Origin of the sequence: Limoniibacter endophyticus (genome assembly GCF_014652835.1) — a bacterium.
GTDB classification, from domain to species: Bacteria; Pseudomonadota; Alphaproteobacteria; order Rhizobiales; family Rhizobiaceae; genus Limoniibacter; species Limoniibacter endophyticus.
In genome coordinates this window covers 180636-201799 of sequence record NZ_BMZO01000008.1, presented here as the reverse complement: position 1 = coordinate 201799, position 21164 = coordinate 180636, and the positions used below count along the sequence as shown (strand labels likewise).

The 21164-nt window shown below is 57.4% G+C and carries 17 protein-coding genes and 2 pseudogenes; 14 read left to right on the top strand and 5 right to left on the bottom strand.

From position 1 onward, the window contains the following. Nucleotides 1-20 precede the first annotated feature (20 nt). Nucleotides 21-2174, top strand: coding sequence for a TonB-dependent hemoglobin/transferrin/lactoferrin family receptor (locus IE151_RS12955; RefSeq protein ID WP_189490834.1), 2154 nt, complete (start codon nt 21-23; stop codon nt 2172-2174). A gap of 111 nt (nt 2175-2285) precedes the next feature. Next, nucleotides 2286-2600 carry a heme-degrading protein HmuQ gene (gene hmuQ / locus IE151_RS12950; RefSeq protein WP_189490832.1) on the top strand — a complete coding sequence of 105 codons (315 nt, stop codon included), beginning with the start codon at nt 2286-2288 and terminating at the stop codon, nt 2598-2600. A 99-nt stretch (nt 2601-2699) separates the two neighbouring features. On the opposite strand, the gene putA is transcribed toward hmuQ, so the two are convergent. After that, a complete protein-coding gene (gene putA / locus IE151_RS12945) occupies nt 2700-6317 on the bottom strand; it encodes a bifunctional proline dehydrogenase/L-glutamate gamma-semialdehyde dehydrogenase PutA (protein ID WP_189490830.1) in 3618 nt (1205 codons plus the stop codon). Nucleotides 6318-6488: 171 nt separating this feature from the next. On the opposite strand from putA, the gene IE151_RS12940 reads away from it, so the two are divergent. Beyond that, on the top strand, nt 6489-6944 hold the full coding sequence (locus IE151_RS12940; RefSeq protein ID WP_189490827.1) for an Lrp/AsnC family transcriptional regulator: 456 nt from the start codon (nt 6489-6491) through the stop codon (nt 6942-6944). 97 nt (nt 6945-7041) lie between these two features. Here IE151_RS12940 and wrbA read toward each other — a convergent pair whose 3' ends face one another. After that, nucleotides 7042-7641, bottom strand: a complete 600-nt coding sequence (wrbA, locus tag IE151_RS12935) for an NAD(P)H:quinone oxidoreductase type IV (RefSeq protein WP_189490825.1) — start codon at nt 7639-7641, stop codon at nt 7042-7044. Nucleotides 7642-7836: 195 nt separating this feature from the next. On the opposite strand from wrbA, the gene IE151_RS12930 reads away from it, so the two are divergent. The 9 genes and pseudogenes from IE151_RS12930 to IE151_RS17975 form a co-directional block, all read left to right on the top strand. After that, complete coding sequence (locus IE151_RS12930) at nt 7837-8592, top strand: competence/damage-inducible protein A (protein ID WP_189490823.1); 756 nt, start codon at nt 7837-7839, stop codon at nt 8590-8592. Between the two features lie 74 nt (nt 8593-8666). Then, entirely contained in the window at nt 8667-9503 is an 837-nt protein-coding gene (locus IE151_RS12925; RefSeq protein WP_189490821.1) for a universal stress protein, read from the top strand. A gap of 63 nt (nt 9504-9566) precedes the next feature. Next, on the top strand, nt 9567-10067 hold the full coding sequence (gene gpt, locus IE151_RS12920) for a xanthine phosphoribosyltransferase (protein WP_189490819.1): 501 nt from the start codon (nt 9567-9569) through the stop codon (nt 10065-10067). Between the two features lie 66 nt (nt 10068-10133). Further along, the gene (locus IE151_RS12915; protein ID WP_189490817.1) at nt 10134-10400 is read left to right on the top strand and encodes a hypothetical protein; all 267 of its coding nucleotides are present in this window, start codon (nt 10134-10136) and stop codon (nt 10398-10400) included. A gap of 112 nt (nt 10401-10512) precedes the next feature. Then, nucleotides 10513-10998: an NUDIX hydrolase gene (locus tag IE151_RS12910; protein WP_244636744.1), complete on the top strand. Its 486-nt coding sequence runs from the start codon at nt 10513-10515 to the stop codon at nt 10996-10998. A 142-nt stretch (nt 10999-11140) separates the two neighbouring features. Then, nucleotides 11141-12661 carry an inorganic phosphate transporter gene (locus IE151_RS12905; RefSeq protein ID WP_189490813.1) on the top strand — a complete coding sequence of 507 codons (1521 nt, stop codon included), beginning with the start codon at nt 11141-11143 and terminating at the stop codon, nt 12659-12661. Nucleotides 12662-13222: 561 nt separating this feature from the next. Further along, on the top strand, nt 13223-16990 hold the full coding sequence (locus IE151_RS12900; protein ID WP_189490811.1) for a vitamin B12-dependent ribonucleotide reductase: 3768 nt from the start codon (nt 13223-13225) through the stop codon (nt 16988-16990). Nucleotides 16991-17705: 715 nt separating this feature from the next. Next, nucleotides 17706-17825 (top strand): annotated as a pseudogene (locus tag IE151_RS17980) (hypothetical protein); the annotation flags it as partial. A 64-nt stretch (nt 17826-17889) separates the two neighbouring features. Beyond that, a pseudogene (locus IE151_RS17975) lies at nt 17890-17994 on the top strand (hypothetical protein); the annotation flags it as partial. A 285-nt stretch (nt 17995-18279) separates the two neighbouring features. Here the strand turns inward: IE151_RS17975 and IE151_RS12890 are convergent. Beyond that, nucleotides 18280-18483, bottom strand: coding sequence for a hypothetical protein (locus IE151_RS12890; RefSeq protein WP_189490808.1), 204 nt, complete (start codon nt 18481-18483; stop codon nt 18280-18282). 29 nt (nt 18484-18512) lie between these two features. On the opposite strand from IE151_RS12890, the gene IE151_RS12885 reads away from it, so the two are divergent. Then, nucleotides 18513-18752 (top strand): hypothetical protein, encoded by a 240-nt coding sequence (locus tag IE151_RS12885; RefSeq protein ID WP_189490806.1) that lies wholly within the window; start codon nt 18513-18515, stop codon nt 18750-18752. Nucleotides 18753-18761: 9 nt separating this feature from the next. On the opposite strand, the gene IE151_RS12880 is transcribed toward IE151_RS12885, so the two are convergent. Then, entirely contained in the window at nt 18762-19661 is a 900-nt protein-coding gene (locus IE151_RS12880; protein WP_189490804.1) for a LysR substrate-binding domain-containing protein, read from the bottom strand. A 347-nt stretch (nt 19662-20008) separates the two neighbouring features. Next, complete coding sequence (locus tag IE151_RS12875; protein ID WP_189490802.1) at nt 20009-20863, bottom strand: SDR family oxidoreductase; 855 nt, start codon at nt 20861-20863, stop codon at nt 20009-20011. Between the two features lie 104 nt (nt 20864-20967). Here IE151_RS12875 and IE151_RS12870 point away from each other — a divergent pair, with 104 nt between their 5' ends. Next, nucleotides 20968-21153, top strand: coding sequence for a hypothetical protein (locus tag IE151_RS12870; protein ID WP_189490800.1), 186 nt, complete (start codon nt 20968-20970; stop codon nt 21151-21153). Nucleotides 21154-21164: the final 11 nt, after the last annotated feature.

The window sequence follows — 21164 nt, the reverse complement described above, 5'->3', positions numbered from 1 at the left end:
GGTATTTGGGGTATAATATCATGGGGTGGGATAACCACGGTTCCGGCGCCGACGCGCGCCGGCGCATTTTGCTCGCTGGCGTATCGGCAATCGTCATGGCAACGACGAGCACCTACGCACAGGAAAACACAACAGCCGACCTCGCCGCCAACGGCGTCGACACATCGGAGGTGACGCTTCTCGACCGCATCACCATCGTCAGCCGCACGGGCGAAAGCGCCATCGAACAAATGGCATCGGTCAGTCACGTCGGACCGGAGGAAATCCAGCGTCGTCAGGCTTCAACCGCCAATGATCTTCTGTTTGGCGTTCCCGGCGTCGAGATCAAGTCGGACGCTCGCAGCGTAGCCTCCAGTGTGAATATTCGCGGCCTGCAAGATTTTGGCCGCGTGGCTGTTATCATCGATGGTGCGCGTCAGAACTTCCAGCGTTCCGACCATGGCACGCAAAGCATGTTCTTCCTCGATCCCGAACTGGTGCAGCAGGTCGATGTCATTCGCGGACCCGTTGCCAACACCTATGGCTCCGGCGCGATCGGCGGCGTTGTTGCCTTCGAAACAAAGGACGCGGATGACTTCCTTCGCCCGGAAGAAACCTGGGGCGCCTCAACCACCGCCCGTTTCGATTCCAATGGCAGCGGCTGGACGACCAGCGCCGTCGGCGCCTATCGCTTCAATGAAAACGTCGATATTCTGGGCAATATCGTCTATCGCGACTTCGGCAATTACAAGGATGGCGACGGTAACCGCGTCGACGGAACCGGCTTTGACGTCGTTTCAGGCATGCTGAAAAGCACGATCAAGCCGACCGAAAACAGCTCGCTCAAGCTGGGTTGGACGGGCGCGAACGACGATTGGAGGGAGCCGGGCAGCAGTGCCTACGATGTCGAGGTAAAGCAGAACACCTTCACCGGTCGCTACAACTACGCCGATCCGAACAATCCGCTGGTTGATCTGCATATCAATGCAGCACATTCCAACAGCGAGATGGTGCAGACATTCACGTCGCCAGCGCGCCGCTATAACCCGGCAGTTGGCGGCTTTGTCGTTGTGCCCGCGGGTTCCAGGACGACCTACGACCTACGCACCACCGGCATCGATGTCTGGAACACTTCGCGCTTCGACACCGGAGCGGTTTCGCACGAACTTACCTATGGTGGCGACTGGCTGAAGGATAAGGTCGAAACGGTAAGCCCCTTCGGCAGCAACGACGTCTATACACCGTCTGGAAATCGGACGGTATGGGGCCTGCATATCCAGGACAAGCTGACCTATGACTGGCTCGAAATCATCGGCGGCCTGCGCTACGATAAATTTGAGCTGGACAATGACGTCGCCAGCAACTCCGGCGATCGCGTATCCCCTCGTCTGACAGTTGGTATCTCGCCCTTCAAAGACGAGACGCTGGCTGGTTTGCAGTTCTACGGCACTTATGCCGAAGGCTATCGCTCGCCTTCAACGACAGAAACGTTGATGAACGGCCTGCATCCGAGCGGTGTCGTGTTTCCATTCCTTCCCAACCCGAACCTTATTCCAGAAACTGGAAAAACCTGGGAAATCGGCATCAATTACAAGCGCGACGGGCTGATTTACGCCAACGACTCATTGCGTCTGAAGGCGGCCTATTTCAATAATGATATCGATGACTATATCGGGCTGCAGCAAATCAGCGCTTTTGCATCATTCACCGACGATTGCAATTTCACCGGCACAATCCCGATCTGCTATCAATACCAGAACTTCGCCAGCGCGAAGATCCGCGGCTTCGAAATGGAAGCTTTCTATGATGCGGGACACGTCTTCGGCGGTCTGAGTGCTTCCATCATCAGCGGTTATACTGTCGACAGCGATTCTCTGCGCGAAGACCTTCTCACCATCCCCTCCTCTCAGGTCACGGCTCAGCTGGGCTTCCGCATGCTCGACAAGCAGGCACTCACCATTGGTGGAGAAGTACAGTATAATGGCAAGCCCGATGGTGCGACTTATGCGGAGGATTACACGCTGGTAAATCTTTTTGCGAGTTATCAGGCGACCGATAATTTTCGTGTCGATTTCCGTGCCGATAATCTGCTCGACGAGACCTACACAAATCCGTTGAATGGCACGACAACGTCAGGCCTCAACGAATCCGGCCTCACCTTGAAGCTGGGCGCGACCATGCGCTTCGGTGGCTGACCTGTCCTGCAAAACAAATGCAAGGCCCGCGACACGAGCGGGCCTTGCCATCTCCGCCCTGCCTGTCACCGTTCGCGAGATTACGCAATCAATGGCAAAAAGAGGAAAAACATGTTCGTAGCGATGAACCGCTTCAAGGTGCTTACTGGCTCAGAAAGCGACTTCGAAGACGTCTGGCGCAACCGCGATTCCAAACTTTCCGAGATGGAAGGCTTCAAGAGCTTCCGTCTGTTACGCGGCGCAACCAATGAGACAGAAGGCTACACGCTCTATGCATCGCACACGATCTGGGAGAGTGACGCCCATTTCACTGCCTGGACGAAATCGGAAAATTTCCGTCGTGCCCATGCCGGCGCTGGCGAACGCAAACCGCTCTACGCGGGTCCTCCGCAGTTCGAAGGTTTCACGTCCGTATTAGACAAGTAGTCCGACATCACGCCCAGCGTCTCCAGGACCGGAGTCGGACTGTATTCACGGTTTCCAGCAGTCAAACCCGCCCCATCAAGGGGCGGGTCCGGAAAATCATCAGGCGGAAGCAAGCAAGCTTGCATTGCCTCCCGCAGCCGTCGTATCGACACAGACCGCGCGTTCATGTGCATAGGCCGCCGGATAGATCGCTTCCGAAATCAGCGGCACAATGGGGCCTTCGCGCGAAGCCAAAGCCTGACGGATAGCCCGCTGCCGCTCTTCAGTGAAACTTGCCGCTACCACGTCGATACGCAATGTTTCCAGATTATCCGCAGATATTGTGCCGTCGACAATGCCGAGCGGCAGATCGCGACCGGCCAGGACCTTCAGCGCCGCACTTGCCTTTGGTGCCACGGCGAGGACTGCATTGCCTGCCGCAAGGGCCTGCACGACCTGAAGCATCAGAACATCCTCGTCCGGACCAAGGCACAAAACGGTCCCTCGCGCAGTCAGCGAAAGTGAATTTGCCTCACCGGTCGGGCCAGGCAGATCGATCGGACCGAAATCCAGACGCGCTGCCGCACCGATAGCCTCTGCTCCTTTACCCCGCAGATGCTTGCGCAGGACGGAGATGCGGTCACCGCGCATAGCCCAGTCACTTGCTGCCTTCTCGCCCGGCAAATTGTCATTGAGCTGCTGCGCGGTGACAGGAGCAGCGTCAGCATTGCTCTCTACGGTCTCGCTTTTGCGGAACCGGCGCAGATAGTTGGGGCCGCCCGCTTTCGGACCTGTCCCGGAAAGTCCCTCACCGCCAAACGGTTGGGAACCGACGACAGCGCCGATCTGGTTTCTATTCACATAAATATTACCGACATGCACGCCATCGACGATTTCCTGCACGCGCGCGTCGATACGCGTGTGCAGACCGAAAGTCAGCCCAAAACCTTTGGCGTTGATCGCTGCAATGACCTTGTCTAGTTCCTCGGCCTCGAAGGTCGCAATGTGTAGGACCGGGCCGAAAATTTCACGCCGCAGTTCCTCGATACCAGACAAACGCAGTACATGCGGCGCGACGAACAAGCCGTCGCTCGGCGCCTTCACCTTGTGGATCAGACGGCCAGCCACTTCCTGCTCGGCGCAATATTCAATGATATTGCGCTGTGCTTCCTCATCGATAACGGGGCCGACATCGCTGGAGAGCTTCCACGGATCATCGATCTCCAGCACGTCCAGCGCGCCCTTGAGCATATCAACGATCTTCTTTTCCACGTCCTTCTGCACATAAAGCATGCGAAGCGCGGAACAGCGCTGGCCCGCGCTCTGGAAAGCCGAGGCCACGATGTCGCGCACGGCCTGTTCCGGCAATGCCGTCGAATCGACGATCATTGCGTTGAGGCCGCCTGTCTCAGCTATCAGCATCGCATCCGGCGACGCGGTCTTGGCAAGCTGCTTTTCGATGAGCTTGGCTACCTCCGTCGAACCGGTAAAACAGACGCCAGAAATGCGCGGATCAGCCGTCAGTGGCTGGCCGACGGACGGGCCATCTCCCGGCAGAAGCTGCAGCACATCTGCTGGAATACCTGCTTCACGCAGGAGCTCCACGGCGCGTGCTGCGATCAGCGGCGTTTGTTCCGCCGGCTTCGCGATGACCGTATTACCGGTGACGAGCGCCGCCGCGATCTGTCCCGTGAAAATTGCCAGCGGGAAGTTCCAAGGTGAAATGCAGACGATGAGCCCACGGGCTTGCGTGCCAGCTTCAACGCGACCTGCCTCGGCAGCATAGTAACGCAGGAAATCCACCGCTTCGCGCACTTCCGCAATTCCGTCGGTGACCGATTTTCCGGCCTCCCGCGTTGCCAAGGCAAAGAATTCGACGGCATTCTTTTCATAAAGATCTGCTGCCCTGGAGAGAATGGCAGCACGCTCGGCAGCAGGCTTCGCGGTCCATGCGGGGAATGCATCGAGACCAGCCTTGATCGCCACCGGCACCATATCGGCCGTCGCTTCATGCACCGTGCCGACCACTTCCCCTGCAATCGCCGGATTCAGCACCTTGCGCGCCTTACCATAACCCGCGGCCCGGGTCAGCGGCTTCGCCGTCCATCGATCCGAACCTAAAAACGCTCCCCGCTTTTCTTCGAGCGCCGCCAGAATATTCACTTCCGTCAGATCCCAGCCCTGGGAATTTTTGCGGCCCTTGCCGAAAATGTCGCGCGGCATCGGCAGTGCCGGATTATGCGCGTCTCCCTGACGCTCGACTTCGGCAACGGGATCGCGTGCGATTTCTTCAGGAGAAACATCCTCATCGGTAATCTGATGCACGAAGGAAGAGTTCGCCCCGTTTTCCAGCAAGCGGCGTACGAGATAGGCCAGAAGGTCTTCATGTGCACCAACCGGCGCATAGATGCGGGTGCGGGTATTCTCCTGCTTGCGAACGATTTCATGCAGCGATTCGCCCATGCCGTGCAGGCGCTGGAATTCGAAGCTGTCGCGGTCTTCCGCCATCTCGAGAATGGTTGCGATCGTGTGTGCGTTATGCGTGGCGAATTGCGGATAGATGCGATCACGGTAGCCAAGCAGCTTTTGCGCATTGGCCATATAGGAGACGTCCGTATTCACCTTGCGGGTGAAGACCGGATAGCCTTCCAGCCCCATGGTCTGAGCGCGTTTCACTTCCGTATCCCAGTAAGCGCCTTTTACGAGACGTACCATGATCTTGCGATCGAGCTTGACGGCAAGCTGATACAGCCAGTCAATGGCATAGGAAGCGCGCAGACCATAGGCCTGCACAACGACGCCGAACCCGTCCCAGCCCGCGAGGCTGGGGTGCGATAGCGTTTCCTCGATAATATCGAGTGATAAATCAAGGCGATCGGCTTCTTCGGCATCGATGTTGAGGCCCATCTGGGCCTCCTTTGCTGCTTGGCAAAGGCCCAGCAGACGCTCGACCATGACCGGCATCATCGTACCCTTCTGGCCCACTTCGTAACGCGGATGGATCGCCGAAAGTTTTACCGAGATGCCGGGATTTTTGCGGATGTCGCTGCCCTTGGAATGAGGCCTCAGTGCGAGGATCGCATCTTCATAGGCTTTGAGATAGCGCAACGCATCGGCATCGGTCCGGGCGGCCTCGCCCAGCATGTCATAGGAATAGAGATAATTCTTCTTGAGCATCGGCTGACCGCGCTCAACCGCCTCCTTGATCGTGCGTCCCAGCACGAACTGCTCGCCCATTTCGCGCATGGCAGCCGCCACGGCCTTGCGGATCACCGGTTCGCCCAACCGCCGCACCATGCCGCGAAGTGTACGTTCGATGGCGCCTTCGCCGTCATCGAGAATCTTGCCTGTAAGCATCAGCCCCCAGGTGGATGCATTAACAAAGATCGAGCTGGAATCGCCTGCATGTGAGCGCCAGTCATGCGGCGTGATCTTGTCGGCGATCAGATCGTCGATGGTTGCGTTATCCGGCACGCGCAGCAGCGCCTCGGCCAGGCACATGAGCGCAACACCCTCCTTCGTCGAAAGACCATAGGTGGCAAGAAAGCTTTCCATCAGCTTGGGATCAGAATCGGCGCGCACCTTGCGGATAAGTCCGGCTGCTGCCAAAACAATCGCCTTACGGCGCTCTTCCGTCATATCCAACGACTGTCGCAGGCGCAACAAAGCTGCGTCTTCCGGACCAAGTGTGCTGCTTCTCAATTGACGGCGAATTTCGGTAAGCGTTTGTACGGTCATGAACGAGGTCCGAACTGTCGATAAACGGGAAAGCCGAGGACGAGAACCGTCCGAGCCATTTTGGCCGCGACATTACCATATGCTATGAAGTCCGCATGACCAAATTTTCTCCCTTTTCAGATCAAATCGATTATTTTATAGCCGCCAAACAACTCGAACTGGATCGAAATAATGGCACAGAAAGTCCTTTTGGACCGGATCGACCGCAACATCGTCAACGCGCTCTCGGTCAATGGGCGGATGTCGATGGCGGAACTCGCCATACATGTGGGTCTTTCCAAGACTCCGGTGCAGGCGCGTGTCAAACGGCTGGAGCAGGAAGGAGTGATAAAAGGCTATTCGGCGCTCATCGATCGTGAATTGATCGGTGAAGGGCATCTGGCGTTCGTGCAGGTCAAACTTTCAGACACGCGATCCGAAGCGCTTGCGTCGTTCAACAACGCCGTGCGCCAGATCGAGGAAGTCGAACAGTGCCACATGATGGCGGCAAGTTTCGATTATCTGCTCAAGGTCCGCACCACGAGCATCGCAGCCTATCGACGCGTATTAGGCGAACGCATCTCCGCGCTGCCCCATGTCGCGCAAACTTCCACCTTTGTGGCGATGGAGAGCATTCGCGACGGATAGGCGTCGCTTGGGGCAATCGGCGAAAAGCACGATAAGAAGGGCAGGAAAGCGCCGGTCTTTCGAACGGCGCTTTCCAAAAATCCGGCTTGGCTCAAAATCAGCCGTGCAACTTCTTGGCGATCTCCGCAGTGCGCTTGCCCTGGAATTTGGCCCCGGCCAGCTCCTGCTCGTTCGGAAGACGCGAGCCATCGCCATTAGTGGTCGTGGTCATACCGTAAGGAGCGCCGCCACGCACGACGTCGTTGCCCATCTGATCGGCATAAGCATAGGACAGCGGCACAACGAGCATACCCTGATGTTGCATGTAGACCTGAGTGGCGAGAAGCGCAGTTTCTGCGCCGCCATGCTGCGTGGCGCTGGAAACCATGGCAGAGCCAACCTTGTCGATCAGCTTGCCGGCAGCCCAAAGGCCGCCGGTCTGATCGAGGAAATTCTTCAACTGGGCAGGCATTGCGCCGAAGCGGCTCGAAACACCGAAGATGATGCCATCGTAGTCGGCCAGTTCCGCTGGCTGTGCGATCTCTGCCTTCTGGTCCAGCTTGTAATGGGCTGCCTTGGCGACCTCTTCCGGAACAAGCTCGGGAACGCGCTTGATGGTCACGTCAGCGCCGGTTTCGCGCGCACCGGCAGCCGCGGCTTCCGCCATCGCTTCCATGTGTCCCCAGGCGGAATAGTAGAGAACCAGAATCTTCGCCATTTTCTTCCCTTTCATTGAAACGCACTGTCTCGCGTATGTGGCTCGCACCTTACAGGAACCAATGTGACAGGAAACCGACATATCGCGCGACAGACCGTCTACGCGCTAAAGACAATGTCACTTCCCAATGTTGGGAAACAGATTGTTCCAGAACGTGCCCCAGCCTAGATAGGGAGGGAAAAAGTGGAGCAGCATATGAGCGAGATCGTAACAGCCGCCTTTATCGTTATCGGAGATGAAATTCTTTCTGGCCGCACCAAAGACAAGAACATTGGCCACATCGCCGATATCCTTACGTCCGTTGGCGTCGATCTGAAGGAAGTGCGTATCGTATCGGATGATGAAGATGCGATTATCGACGCGGTCAATGCGCTGCGGGCGCGCTATACTTACGTTTTCACCAGCGGCGGCATTGGTCCGACGCATGACGATATAACCGCCGATTCAATATCGAAGGCCTTCGACCTCCCCTGCGAGCACGATGTTGCGGCCATTGAGCTGCTCCGCGACTACTATAAGGGCCGCGACATCGAGTTCAACGAGGCGCGTCAGCGCATGGCACGCATGCCGAAAGGCGCCACGCATATCGCCAATCCCATCTCGATTGCGCCCGGTTTTCGCATCGGTAATGTCCACGTGATGGCCGGGGTGCCCTCCATCTTCCGGGCCATGCTCGACAATGTTCTGCCAACACTTGAGACCGGCGCGAAGCTCATCTCGACCACCACGCCCTGTCCCTTTGGCGAGGGCATTATTTCCACTCCGCTCGGCCAGATCCAGAAGGATAATCCTGAAGCGATCATCGGCTCCTATCCGAAGCTCGCCGAATCGGGGAATTTCATGACCGATATCGTGGTACGCGCTCGCTCTGAAGAAGTACTCGAACGAACGACAGGTGCTGTACGTGCCCTTGTCGCAAGGCTTCTGACCGAGCAGGATACCGGCCAATAAATCCGGGTGAAACCAAACGGGCGACGAAGCGTTTTCCGAATAGATCATGACCAGATCGATTGAAGGGGGTATCCATGGCTTATCGCACAATTGTCGCTGTCATCCAGAACGAGCTGGATCACGACCGTCTGCTGAATTTCGTCCTGCCCTTCGCGCGTCAGAACGAGGCGCACGTCATCGGCTGCCACGCCGAAGCCCTTCCTGTCTCCTACACGACACCTATGGGCTTTCCCGATGTCGCCCTTGTCCAGGAGACAACCGCAGTGAATGAGGAGCGGGCGAAGGCAATGGCTTCCGTCTTTTCCCAGCGCACGGCTGCCGAAGGCATCCCTTCGGAGTGGCGCAGCATCGAAAGCTTTTCCGGCGACAGCGCGCTCTCGGCCCTCTCGGCGGCACGCAGCGCCGATCTGATGATATCCATGCATCCAGGTAGTTCGGATGCGTCCTTTTCCCAGGCAAACCTGGAGACCCTGCTTGCAGAAGCCGGTCGCCCGATGATCTTCGTCCCGCCCGAAGGCGCACTCCCGACAAGCTTCTCACGCATTCTCATTGCCTGGAACGGCTCGCGGGAAGCGACCCGCGCTGTGTTCGACGCGCTTCCACTCTTGAAACGGTCCGACATCGTGGAAATTCTCACGATCGACGCCGAAAGGAATGGCGAACGTGATGCTGCGACAGGCAAACAGATTGCTGCCTCCCTGTCGCGACACGGCATTAACACGCGTATCACGGATACGGCATCATCAAACAGCGACGTAGCCACACGCATTCAGGAACATGTCGAGTCTACGCGGCCCGACCTGGTCGTCATGGGTGGTTACAGTCGCTCCTGGTTACGGGAGTTTTTATTCGGCGGCACGACACGAGCAATGCTGAAGGCCATGCCCGCCGCAATTTTCATGTCGCGTTGATTTGAAAAACGACAATTTCGCGGTAATACAGGGCGATCAATCTCGCTCGAAGAGAGGTCGCCCATGTCTTTGCCGGAAAAAGCGTTTCCTGTTTCGTGGGACCAGTTTCATCGAGACGCTCGTGCCCTTGCGTGGCGTCTGGCCTCCGAGCGCACGAAATGGCGCGGCATCGCCTGCATCACCCGGGGCGGCCTGGTTCCGGCTGCAATTATTGCCCGCGAGCTCGATCTACGGCTGATCGATACTGTCTGCATAGCATCGTACCACGAGTATAGCACCCAGGGGCAGCTTTCGGTCATCAAGGAGTTGGGCGCCCCGCTCACCGACAATGATGGCGAGGGCGTGCTTATCGTGGATGATCTGACGGATACTGGTCAGACGGCAGCGATCGTGCGCGCCATGATCCCAAAGGCGCATTTCGCCACAGTTTATGCAAAGCCCAAAGGCCGAGCCCTCGTCGACACTTTCATCACGGAAGTTTCGCAGGATACCTGGATTTTCTTTCCCTGGGATCTGGGATTTACCTTTCAAAAGCCAATATCCGACGAGAACGAAAAACGCTGAATTTTAGCAGCCTTGTCCATCCTTTCTCTACCCGCTCCTGTCAAACTGGACAGCAGGAGCAAAAGCATGGAAGACCTTAAATTTATCGAGCACCTTCTACGGATATATGTCTGCGTCTATGCGCTTTCGCATATTTCTCCTGCCGAGATTTATAGTGCAAATTTTGCCATCCCTTTCCCGGCAACGCGCTTTCGTCGTCTACGGCGCCTGAGCACAGCTTTTTTTCGTGTTCTTTTCCATCTGGTCGTTGCGACCTTGATTTATTCGAGCCTCGTACGCGCGGTAATCGCTTTGGGAATGATGGGGCTTCCCCGGGGATTTGCACAAATCTGAGATAACGACTGCGTTAGGTCCTTGCTACTGCCCGCCAGGCCTCACACATTAGTTACGAAACGATTCGCGACATGCAATTCGAATCCGTTCTTGGACAATGAAACTGAAAGCTATGACCACCTCCATTATGAATGGGTTGCGGACATTGATGGGCATCAAGCCGCCCCGTTTGCAGATCGCTGCGCTGCCATGGCGGCGTGTCGGCGCGCGGGTAGAAGTAATGCTCATTACCAGTCGTGGAACGGGCCGATGGGTCATCCCGAAAGGCTGGCCGGAAGGTCTCGAGCCATTGCACGTTTCGGCCGCGCGCGAAGCGTATGAGGAGGCTGGCCTCGCAGGCGAGATTGCAATCGAGGCGATCGGCAGCTTTGTTTATGACAAACGCAAGGACAGCGGCATGGCCAATCGCTGCCAGGTTCTGGTCTTCCCCCTGCTGGTACAGCGGGAAGCGTCGAGCTGGCCGGAGCAGAAGCAACGCAAACGCGTGTGGATGAGCCGTGAGCGAGCAGCCGAATCCGTGGACGAGCGCGAACTTTCTGAACTCATACGCGCCTTCTCGCCAACCTCTGAGACCATTGAAAACGCACCGGGCGTGTAAGCGGACTGTTTAGCGCTGCGATGATTCGCATGCGGATAGGGCAAAGTCTCACTAGACAAGGCGCCTCTATCCGCGTGAAATGGCTGAAATGGTCTCCAGGCCGCTCGAACCCCTTCCTGTTACAATCCGGATTTCTCCACGCATGGCCCCCAAACGGGATAAACGGCGCAAAAACGTTCTCGATAAGGACCTTGCTCGCTTCTCAACCATCGAAGAAGCAGGAAGCCTCGTGACGCGTGATTTGCTGCTGCCGGGCCTGGGCTTCATACTGACTATGCTGGTCGCCAGCATAGTTGCCTTCAAGTTCAGCGATGAACCTGGCGTGCTGGCTCTCGTAACGGGCGCGGCCATTGCAATTTACATGGCCATGAACATCGGGGCGAACGATGTCGCCAATAATGTCGGCCCCTCCTTTGGTGCGCGCGTCATCTCGCTTGGTGGGGCTCTTTCTCTTGCTGCCTTCTGCGAGATCGCTGGAGCTTTTATGGGCGGCAGCGCGGTCATCTCCACTATTGCAGGAGGCATCATAGACCCGGCACATCGGGAAGACCTGCTGCACACACGCGTCATGCTTGTCACGCTTCTGGCGGCAGCGCTCTGGGTCCACCTGGCCAATTGGATCCGCGCACCCGTTTCCACCACCCATGCCATAGTTGGAGCGCTGGTCGGCGCCGGTCTCGCCAGTTTCGGCTTCGAGGCGATCCTCTGGGGCAAGATCGGCATGATTACCCTTAGCTGGATCACCACACCGCTATTTGGTGGCGTGATCGCTGCTCTCATGCTTGCGACGCTTGACCGCTTTCTCGTACAGCGGACGGATAAACTCGCTGCTGCGCGCTTATGGATTCCGCTCATGGTTGCCGCAATGGTTGGCTCCTTCTGCGCGTTTCTCGCTTCGGGCGGCTCCGGGCGGTTCTTCAGCCTCGGCCTCACAGCCTCTTGCTTTGTCGGCCTCCTTTGTGGCGGACTGACCTGGATTGTCTATCGCCCGGCTATCGAGCGCCAGTCGGCGACACTCGAAAATCGCAAAGCCTCACTGAAAGTGCTCTTCCGCGTTCCGTTGGTCTTGTCTGCTGCCCTCCTCTCCTTCTCCCACGGCGCCAGCGACGTCGCCAATGCGATTGGCCCGCTCGCGGCGATAACGCATAATATTGAACTGATGGGAGCTGCATCGATTGGTGACAGCACCCCCTTCTGGGTAATGGCGATTGGTGCCATTGGTTTGTCTGCCGGCATTCTGCTTTTCGGTAGCAGGCTTGTACGCGTGGTGGGCGGTGAAATCACAAAGCTCAATGCAATACGCGCATTCTGCATTGCGCTTTCGACGGCCCTGGTTGTGCTCACCGCTGCAATGCTGGGTTTGCCGGTCAGTTCCACCCATATTGCCGTGGGCGCAGTTTTCGGCGTAGGCTTCTTCCGCGAATGGCGAGATATGAAACGGGCAAGACAGGCCATGCTTGGTCTTCGGGAAGAGGTGCAGGACGAATCACACACGCCAAGGCTTGGAGGAAAGTACGGATCGAAACCGGAAATCCGCAGACGTAAGCTCGTTCGGCGCGCACATCTTTTAACCATCGCGGGAGCGTGGGCTACGACCGTGCCTGGCGCAGCCGTCATCGCCGCATTTATCGTCTTTTTCCTCGGCGTCGTCGCGCCGATATAGTTTTTTTTCAAGCGGCTGCATCGGGCTTGAAAGAAACCTCCATCTCTCCCCGTTATCCACATCTCTGCCCTCAATATCTAGTTAGCTTAACAGGCCGTTAAACTAGCGCTTGACCCTCCCCGCATCGACCGTGTTTAGATGATTTCATCAACGTAACTTGAGTCTGCCGCCTCGCTTCGCGCGGGTCCGGTTAATCTGTGAAAGTCGTACGCTTTTTGCCATTTGCCGTGTGTCACGCCATGCGGCAAGGAGCTTTGCGCGCCTCTGCCGCACCTATATGATGTGGCGCAGCCACAACATCGCAACCATATATAGTGATGTTAACTATTTTTTAGCGCTACATGATGTAGACAGATACAGGAAACGATGATCTTCTGAGACTCGGCGAGGCCACTGGTCTCGCGCGTTTTCAGGGCGGCAAATAAGGGTTTTCAAGGTCAGCGAAAGCATCTGGGGCGGATGCCTCGCAGCGATTGGAACCTCGACGACATTTCGCTGGTTTCCGGAGAGGGAACCACTACATATTGGATCTGGCGGCCACAGGGCCGAAGGGGCTTTAAAATGCGCATCGAGCGTCGATTTACCAAGCAAGGTCAGTCACGATATGCGGAAATCGAATTCCGCAAGGCGACCAGCGAGATCAAGAATCCGGACGGTTCCATCGTGTTCCGTCTGGCTGACATCGACGTGCCCGCGCAGTTCTCCCAGGTTGCCGCCGATATTCTGGCGCAGAAGTACTTCCGCAAGGCTGGCGTTCCCGCTCGCCTGAAGAAGGTCGAGGAAAACAAGGTTCCGTCCTTCCTTTGGCGTTCGGTGCCAGATGAGAAGGCGCTGAAGGAGCTTCCGGAAGAGGAGCGGTTCGGCTCCGAAACCGATGCCCGTCAGGTCTTCGATCGTCTTGCAGGCACCTGGACCTATTGGGGCTGGAAGGGCGGCTATTTCGATTCGGAAGAAGATGCCCTCGCCTTCCGTGACGAACTTGCTTACATGCTGGCCACGCAGCGCGTCGCGCCCAACAGTCCGCAATGGTTCAATACCGGCCTGCACTGGGCGTATGGCATAGATGGTCCCGGCCAGGGCCACCATTATGTCGATCCCTTCACCGGCAAGCTTGTACAGTCCAAGTCGGCCTATGAACATCCGCAGCCGCACGCTTGCTTCATCCAGTCCGTCGCCGACGACCTCGTCAACGAAGGTGGCATCATGGATCTTTGGGTGCGTGAAGCGCGCCTCTTCAAATACGGCTCCGGCACGGGCTCCAATTTCTCCTACCTGCGCGGCGAAGGCGAAAAGCTTTCCGGCGGTGGCAAGTCGTCCGGCCTCATGTCTTTCCTGAAGATTGGCGACCGTGCAGCAGGCGCGATCAAATCGGGCGGCACGACACGCCGTGCGGCCAAGATGGTTGTGGTTGATGCCGATCACCCGGATATCGAGGCTTATATTGACTGGAAGGTGAAGGAAGAGCAGAAGGTTGCGGCTATCGTTACCGGCTCCAAGATCGTCAAGACGCATATGACGGCGATCATGAAGGCATGCATCAACTGCGAAGCCTCCAATGATGATTGCTTCGATCCGACCAAGAACCCTGCCCTGAAGCGGGAAATCAAGGCGGCCAAGAAGAACCAGGTTCCGGAAAACTATATTCAGCGCGTCATCCAGTTCGCCAGGCAGGGCTACACCTCGATCGAGTTCCCCGCTTACGATACAGACTGGGATTCGGAAGCCTATCTGACGGTTGCGGGCCAGAATTCCAACAACTCCGTCTCGCTCAAGGATGATTTCCTGCGCGCTGTCGAGAATGATGGCGACTGGAACCTGACCGCTCGCAAGGATGGCAAGGTCCTCAAGACACTCAAGGCTCGCGACCTGTGGGAGAAGATCGGCTATGCCGCCTGGGCCTCGGCCGATCCCGGCCTGCATTTCAACACGACGATGAATGACTGGCACACTTCGCCAGCCGCCGGCCCGATCCGTGCCTCCAATCCGTGCTCGGAATATATGTTCCTCGATGACACGGCCTGTAACCTGGCGTCGATCAACCTGCTGCAATATCGTCGTCAGGACGGCACGATCGACATCGCGGCCTACGAGCACACCGCGCGCCTGTGGACCATCGTTCTCGAAATCTCAGTTATGATGGCGCAGTTCCCGTCCAAGGAGATCGCCAAGCTCTCCTACGAATATCGTACGCTCGGCCTAGGCTATGCCAATATTGGCGGCCTGCTGATGACATCGGGCATTCCCTATGATTCCGCAGAAGGCCGCGGCATTGCCGGTGCCCTCACTGCGATCATGACTGGCATTTCATACGCAACCTCGGCTGAGATGGCCGCCGAACTTGGCGCTTTCCCGAGTTATGAGCCGAACCGCGAGCACATGCTGCGCGTCATCCGCAACCATCGTCGCGCCGCTCATGGTGAGACGGAAGGCTATGAAGGCCTCTCGGTCAACCCGGTGCCACTCGACGCCAAGGATTGCACGCAGGCTGATCTCATCGCCCATGCACGCGCTGCCTGGGACAAGGCACTGGAACTCGGTGAAAAACACGGTTACCGCAATGCGCAGGCAACCGTCATCGCGCCAACGGGCACGATCGGTCTTGTCATGGATTGCGACACGACCGGCATCGAACCGGACTTTGCGCTCGTCAAGTTCAAGAAGCTGGCTGGCGGCGGCTATTTCAAGATCATCAACCGGGCCGTTCCCGAAGCACTCCGCACGCTGGGCTATTCGGAAAGCCAGATCGCCGAGATCGAGGCCTATGCCGTCGGCCATGGCAATCTGAACCAGGCTCCGGGCGTCAATCCAGGCTCGCTCAAGACCAAGGGCTTCACCGATGAGAAGATTGCCGCTCTCAATGCGGCGCTGGGCTCGGCCTTCGATATCAAGTTTGTGTTCAACAAGTGGACGCTTGGCGAAGACTTCTGCAAGGAGGCGCTTGGCCTGACGCAGGAACAGCTCGATGACTTTTCCTTTGAAATGCTGCCCGCACTTGGCTTCGCGAAAAAGGACATCGAGGCGGCCAATATCCATGTCTGTGGTGCGATGACGCTCGAAGGTGCACCTCATCTCAAGGATGAGCACCTGCCCGTCTTCGATTGCGCCAATCCGTGCGGCAAGATCGGCAAACGTTATCTCTCGGTCGAAAGCCATATCCGCATGATGGCGGCGGCTCAGCCCTTCATTTCGGGTGCGATCTCCAAGACGATCAACATGCCGAACGAAGCGACCGTCGAGGATTGCAAGAACGCCTACATGCTTTCCTGGAAGCTGGCACTCAAGGCCAACGCGCTCTATCGCGACGGTTCGAAACTCAGCCAGCCGCTCAATGCGTCGCTGATCTCGGACGAAGATGAGGACGAGGACGATCTGGTCGAATCCCTGCTGGAAGCTCCGGCAGCAGCTCGCGCTGTGGCGGTCACCGAAAAGATTATCGAGAAGATCGTTGAACGTGAAGTCCGTTCACTGCGCGACAAGCTGCCGAACCGTCGCAAAGGCTATACGCAGAAAGCTGTGGTCGGAGGTCACAAGGTGTATCTGCGCACCGGTGAATTCGATGATGGTCGCCTTGGCGAAATCTTCATCGACATGCACAAGGAAGGCGCCGCCTTCCGTGCGATGATGAATAATTTCGCCATCGCCATCTCGCTTGGCCTGCAATATGGCGTACCGCTGGAAGAATATGTGGAGGCGTTCACCTTCACCAAGTTCGAACCGGCCGGTATGGTACAGGGCAATGACGCAATCAAGAACGCCACCTCGATCCTCGATTATGTCTTCCGCGAGCTGGCTGTGTCCTATCTTGGTCGCAACGATCTTGCCCATGTCGACACGAGCGATTTTTCGAATACAGCATTGGGCAAGGGCATCAATGAAGGCAATGCGCTTCCCTTCTCCAAGGGTCTGGTGCGGGGCGCCTCCTCGCTCAAGGTAGTGACGGGCGCCAACAATGATCCCAAGGGCTCGGCAGGCAACGCCGCTCCGGCAAAGCCCCAGGCCGTAACGGCGTCGATCGCGGGCAGCAATATCCGCGCCATCGCAACCGCCGCCACGCAGCTCAAGACGACAAGTCAGGAAACCGCCTTCAAGCGTGATCTCGATACGGCTCCGGACACGGAAGAACGCAAGGAAGGCGTCTCCGCCCTCTTCACTGCCGATGCAAGCGCAGCCGTGGATGAAGCCAAGAAGATCGCGGCCGACCGCCGCGCGAAGGCGCTGATGCAGGGCTACACTGGCAACATGTGCACCGAGTGTCAAAACTTCACCATGGTGCGCAACGGCACCTGCGAGAAGTGCGACACCTGCGGCGCAACGAGCGGCTGCAGCTGATCTAACTAACCACCTGCGGAGGGCAACTCAGCTTGCCCTCCGCAGGTGAATTATCTGCAAGTGCAGCCTGATAATGTTCAATCGCAGAGGACCACCGAGCTTCGTGGAAGGCAATCAGCCAGGCGTTGCCGCAACGCAAAGCTCTCTATAATCGGCTCGTTTCATCCTTGCCGGCGCGATTGGGGGTCAGACGTTGAATTTATTTCTCCGCTCTTTTCCGGCACGCGCCGTGGCTGAAGGCCCGCCTGGAACAAGCCATCGATAACCGACCGGCGCCTCGAAACCGGTCAATACCGGATACATCGGCCACCGGTTGTGCCTTTTGGATCAGCTCGTTTGCGTCGCCGATCAGGGCATGAAAGCGTTCGGCGAGCAGCTGTCGCAAGTATGGCTGAGGCCCACGCCCTTGGCGACGTTTCCCCAACGATGTCCCGCAAAACATGGGCGACCAACACCCACAACCCGCCCGCTCGGACTATGTTCACCCGCGTCCCGGTTGAACAATGCCGCTGGGATTTTCGAGAGCAATCCAACGCAGTTTCTACTGCCTCGCACCGGAGCGACGCTTTACGAGCTGATCGAGCCCAATCTCGGCTTGACCAGGGCGGCGTCGGTACCGTTACCCTCACCAGCGGCGGCGAACTCTGGACACATACGGGTGCTCTGCAAGTGGGAGTTGCCGGAAACGGCACTCTCTCCGTCGTGAGCGCTAGCAATGTCAGCTGCAACACCGGCGGGCAATATTGGCGTCCATGCCGGGAGCACTGGCAATGTCACCGTGACCGGAAACGGCTCTACCTGGCCCAACACTGGTTCCTTGCTGATAGGCAGTTACGGTAGCGGCTCAAGACTGAAAATGGGGGACAGCCTCTACGGCCGGCAAGGTTCATGTAGGCGATGGAGCTGGTTCGCGAGGCGAGGTTATCATCAGCGGCATCGGCTCACATTTTCATGCCGGAGATCTGACTGTGGGTTCAGCGGTGACGCGAGGCTCTCCGTTCTGAACGGCGGTTATCTTTCGACGGATGCGTTCGTGAATGTAGGCGGCGGCAACTACGTGCCGCTTGGCCACGGCCAATTTCTGGTTGATGGTGCGGGACCAAGAGCGGAGATTTTTGAGCATTGCCGCTTTTGGCGACGATTCTCGCGGAGCCGTCACCGTTTCTAACGCGGCTTGCTGATGGTGGAATGGGAATTTCGGATGAAGATTCTCAGCCCGCACGGCTCTTCCCATATCAATATCGGCGCCGCAACGGGCAATCCAGCCGACGCCGTGGCGCCATCAAACATTACGCCAGCAACACAACATTGACGGGCAACGCCTCAATCGCCCCCACATCTACGGGATCGCCAATATTTAATACGACTTTGATCGACGGTGCATCTCGCGGATACGACCTTGCATAGCGCCCCTTAGAAAAGGCAAAAATCTTGGCGTGTTCAGCGCCTTGTACCAACTGATTTACCGTAAACGGGAACAACGCCCCGGCCATGCGCTTAGCCTCTCGAAAGGAGACTGATCATGGCACATGCAAGCAGCAAAAAAATGGGGGCGGGCGCGCAGGGCAAAGAGGATGGAAGCGGCGCAATGACCGACCTGCCCCGCGAACTTGTCGGCGAAAACGAGATCCTGTCCAACCGCGACAAGGCGCAGCACAGCGACCAGCGCGGCCTGGACAGCAAACATGTCCGCAACGAACAGCGGCAGGATCACGCTGCCAATCAGGACCCGGACACGAAGAACGAGGCCCCTGAAGGCTAAGCTGACGCTCTACGAGCGTAATTCCTCAGTCTCCCGCAGCAGCCAACGGGAGAACATGCGGATTTTCGGGCTATTGGCTCGCGCTTTCGGATAAACGAGCCAATAGCCCTCGCCCCTCGTCGCCGTTTGCGCGAAGGGCTGGATTAATCGGCCCTCGGAAATTTCCTGACGGAAAAAGATTGGCGTCAGAATACCCACGCCTTGCCCAGCCAAGGTAGCAGCGGCCTCAAACGTCTGGCCTCCCAGCTTACTTCCCTTATTCTGCCGGGTTGGGCGATACGGTACGCATACCGCTTCAAACCAGGCGTGCCACCAGGGGTCATCAGGATCGACCAAAGGCATCTTGAGAAGGTCGGCAGGCGTTTCCACCGGGCCGGAGCGCTCCAGCAAAGCAGGGCTAATCATCGGCGAGAAGTCGGCGAGCAACAGCGTCTCGACGATCAGCCTTTCATCGTCAGGTCTAGCCCCGGCGCGGATGGCCAGGTCGTGTTGCCCGCCAAAAAGATCGACCATCGTAACGGAAGCGTCCATGCGCACCGCGATGTTGGGGTGCGCCAGTTGAAAACGCCCAATATTGGCGGCCAGCCAATGCGCCGCAAAGGTCGGCACGATGGAGAAGGAGAGCACGCTTTCCGTATCTTCCTGAACTGCTTCGAAAGCGCTGCGCAAAAGCTCGAAAGCCTCCTGCACCATTGGGGCCAGTTTTTCCCCGCGTGGCGTCAGTGCGATCCGTCGCGCATGCCTCGTGAAAAGTGGGTAGCCAACGCGCTCTTCCAGCACCTTGATCTGATAACTCACCGCCGCCTGCGTCATGGCAAGTTCGTCGCCGGCCTTTGTGAAGCTTAAATGCCGCGCCACTGCTTCGAACACGCGCATGGCATTCATCGGCGGCAGACGCGTCGCATCCATAGATAAAATTTCCTTATGTAATCGCACAGACGTTCGATTGGATTGCTGCGATTGAACGGTCTATTTCCTGGCGTGTCAATCAGAAAGGAGGCGGCCCGTCTGCCGGATCACGATGGCCTACTCATCAGATACCCCTAGTAGAAAATACTTTTATTTATCAGCCGTTTTACAGGCGTTCAGGAGTCAACGCATGAAGAAGAGGCAGAAGATGAGCAGGCGGGACGTAAAATCTCTTTCCCCGCATCTGCTCTCTGACATAGGTCTGATCGAGCACGCCAAGCCGACCCGCAAGCCATAATCAATATTGATGTGATGGCGGTGAGCGGAATTCTCGCCACCTCTACGACTTAGAGAATGGGCTTTCCGCCAGTAACTGCAACTGTCGCGCCGGACACGTAGCTCGACAGCGGATCAGCTAACATCACGTAAGCGGTCGCGAGTTCCGCAGGTTGCCCCGGTCGCTTCATCGGCGTCTCCTGTCCGAACTTCTGCACCCATTCGTCTGGCAAAGTGGATGGTATGAGCGGCGTCCAGATCGGACCGGGGGCGACGGCATTGGCACGAATTCCCTTCTCCGCCAGCATCTGCGCCAGCCCGGCGGTGAAATTCTGGATTGCGCCCTTGGTAGTGGCATAGGCAAGTAGCAACGGGTTTGGCATATCCGAATTAACGGAGGCGGTATTGATGATGGCGCTGCCCGGCTTCATATGCGGAACCGCAGCCTTCGTGAGATAGAACATGGCATGAATATTCACGCGGAAAGTCAGTTCCCATTCCTCGTCGGATATGTCGCCAATATCCTTGAAGCTGTACTGATGCGCGGCATTGTTGACGAGAATGTCGATACCGCCAAGTTCCTTCACCGCCGTCTCGACCAATTCACGGCAATGGTCGGCATTCTCGATGCTGCCCGGCACCAGAACGGCCTTGCGTCCCGCATCTTCCACCAACCGCTTGGTCTCCTGCGCGTCCTCCTCCTCGTTGAGATAGGAAATCAGCAGATCGGCCCCTTCACGGGCGTAAGCAATGGCGATTGCGCGACCTATGCCGCTATCACCGCCGGTTAACAACGCTTTCCTGCCTTGCAGGCGACCTGAACCCTTGTAGCTTTTCTCGCCATGATCCGGAACTGGGTTCATGGCCTTCGTCTTGCCGGGGATTGGCTGATCCTGACTTGGGAATGGCGGGGTCGGATAAGACATGCTTAGCTCCTGTTCGAGAATTTGTTGCCCCCTTCCCCTCCTTTCGGAACCGAAGTGACGCCTCATGGTTCCAAGTAAAGTCATTTAGCCGAAGGGAGAACGCCATGACGGACAAAGGCCAGCCGGATAAGCCCGCAAATACGCCGCAAAGCGACGCGGCGCCGCAGTTTCACAAGTCGAAAGAGGGCCGCAATGCAGACGGATTGGCAAGTGCCGAGCCACGGAAGGTGCCTGGCAAGAAGAGTCCGAACAGCACCTATAGCCAGGACAAGAAATCGCATCATACGTGAGGGATTGGTGA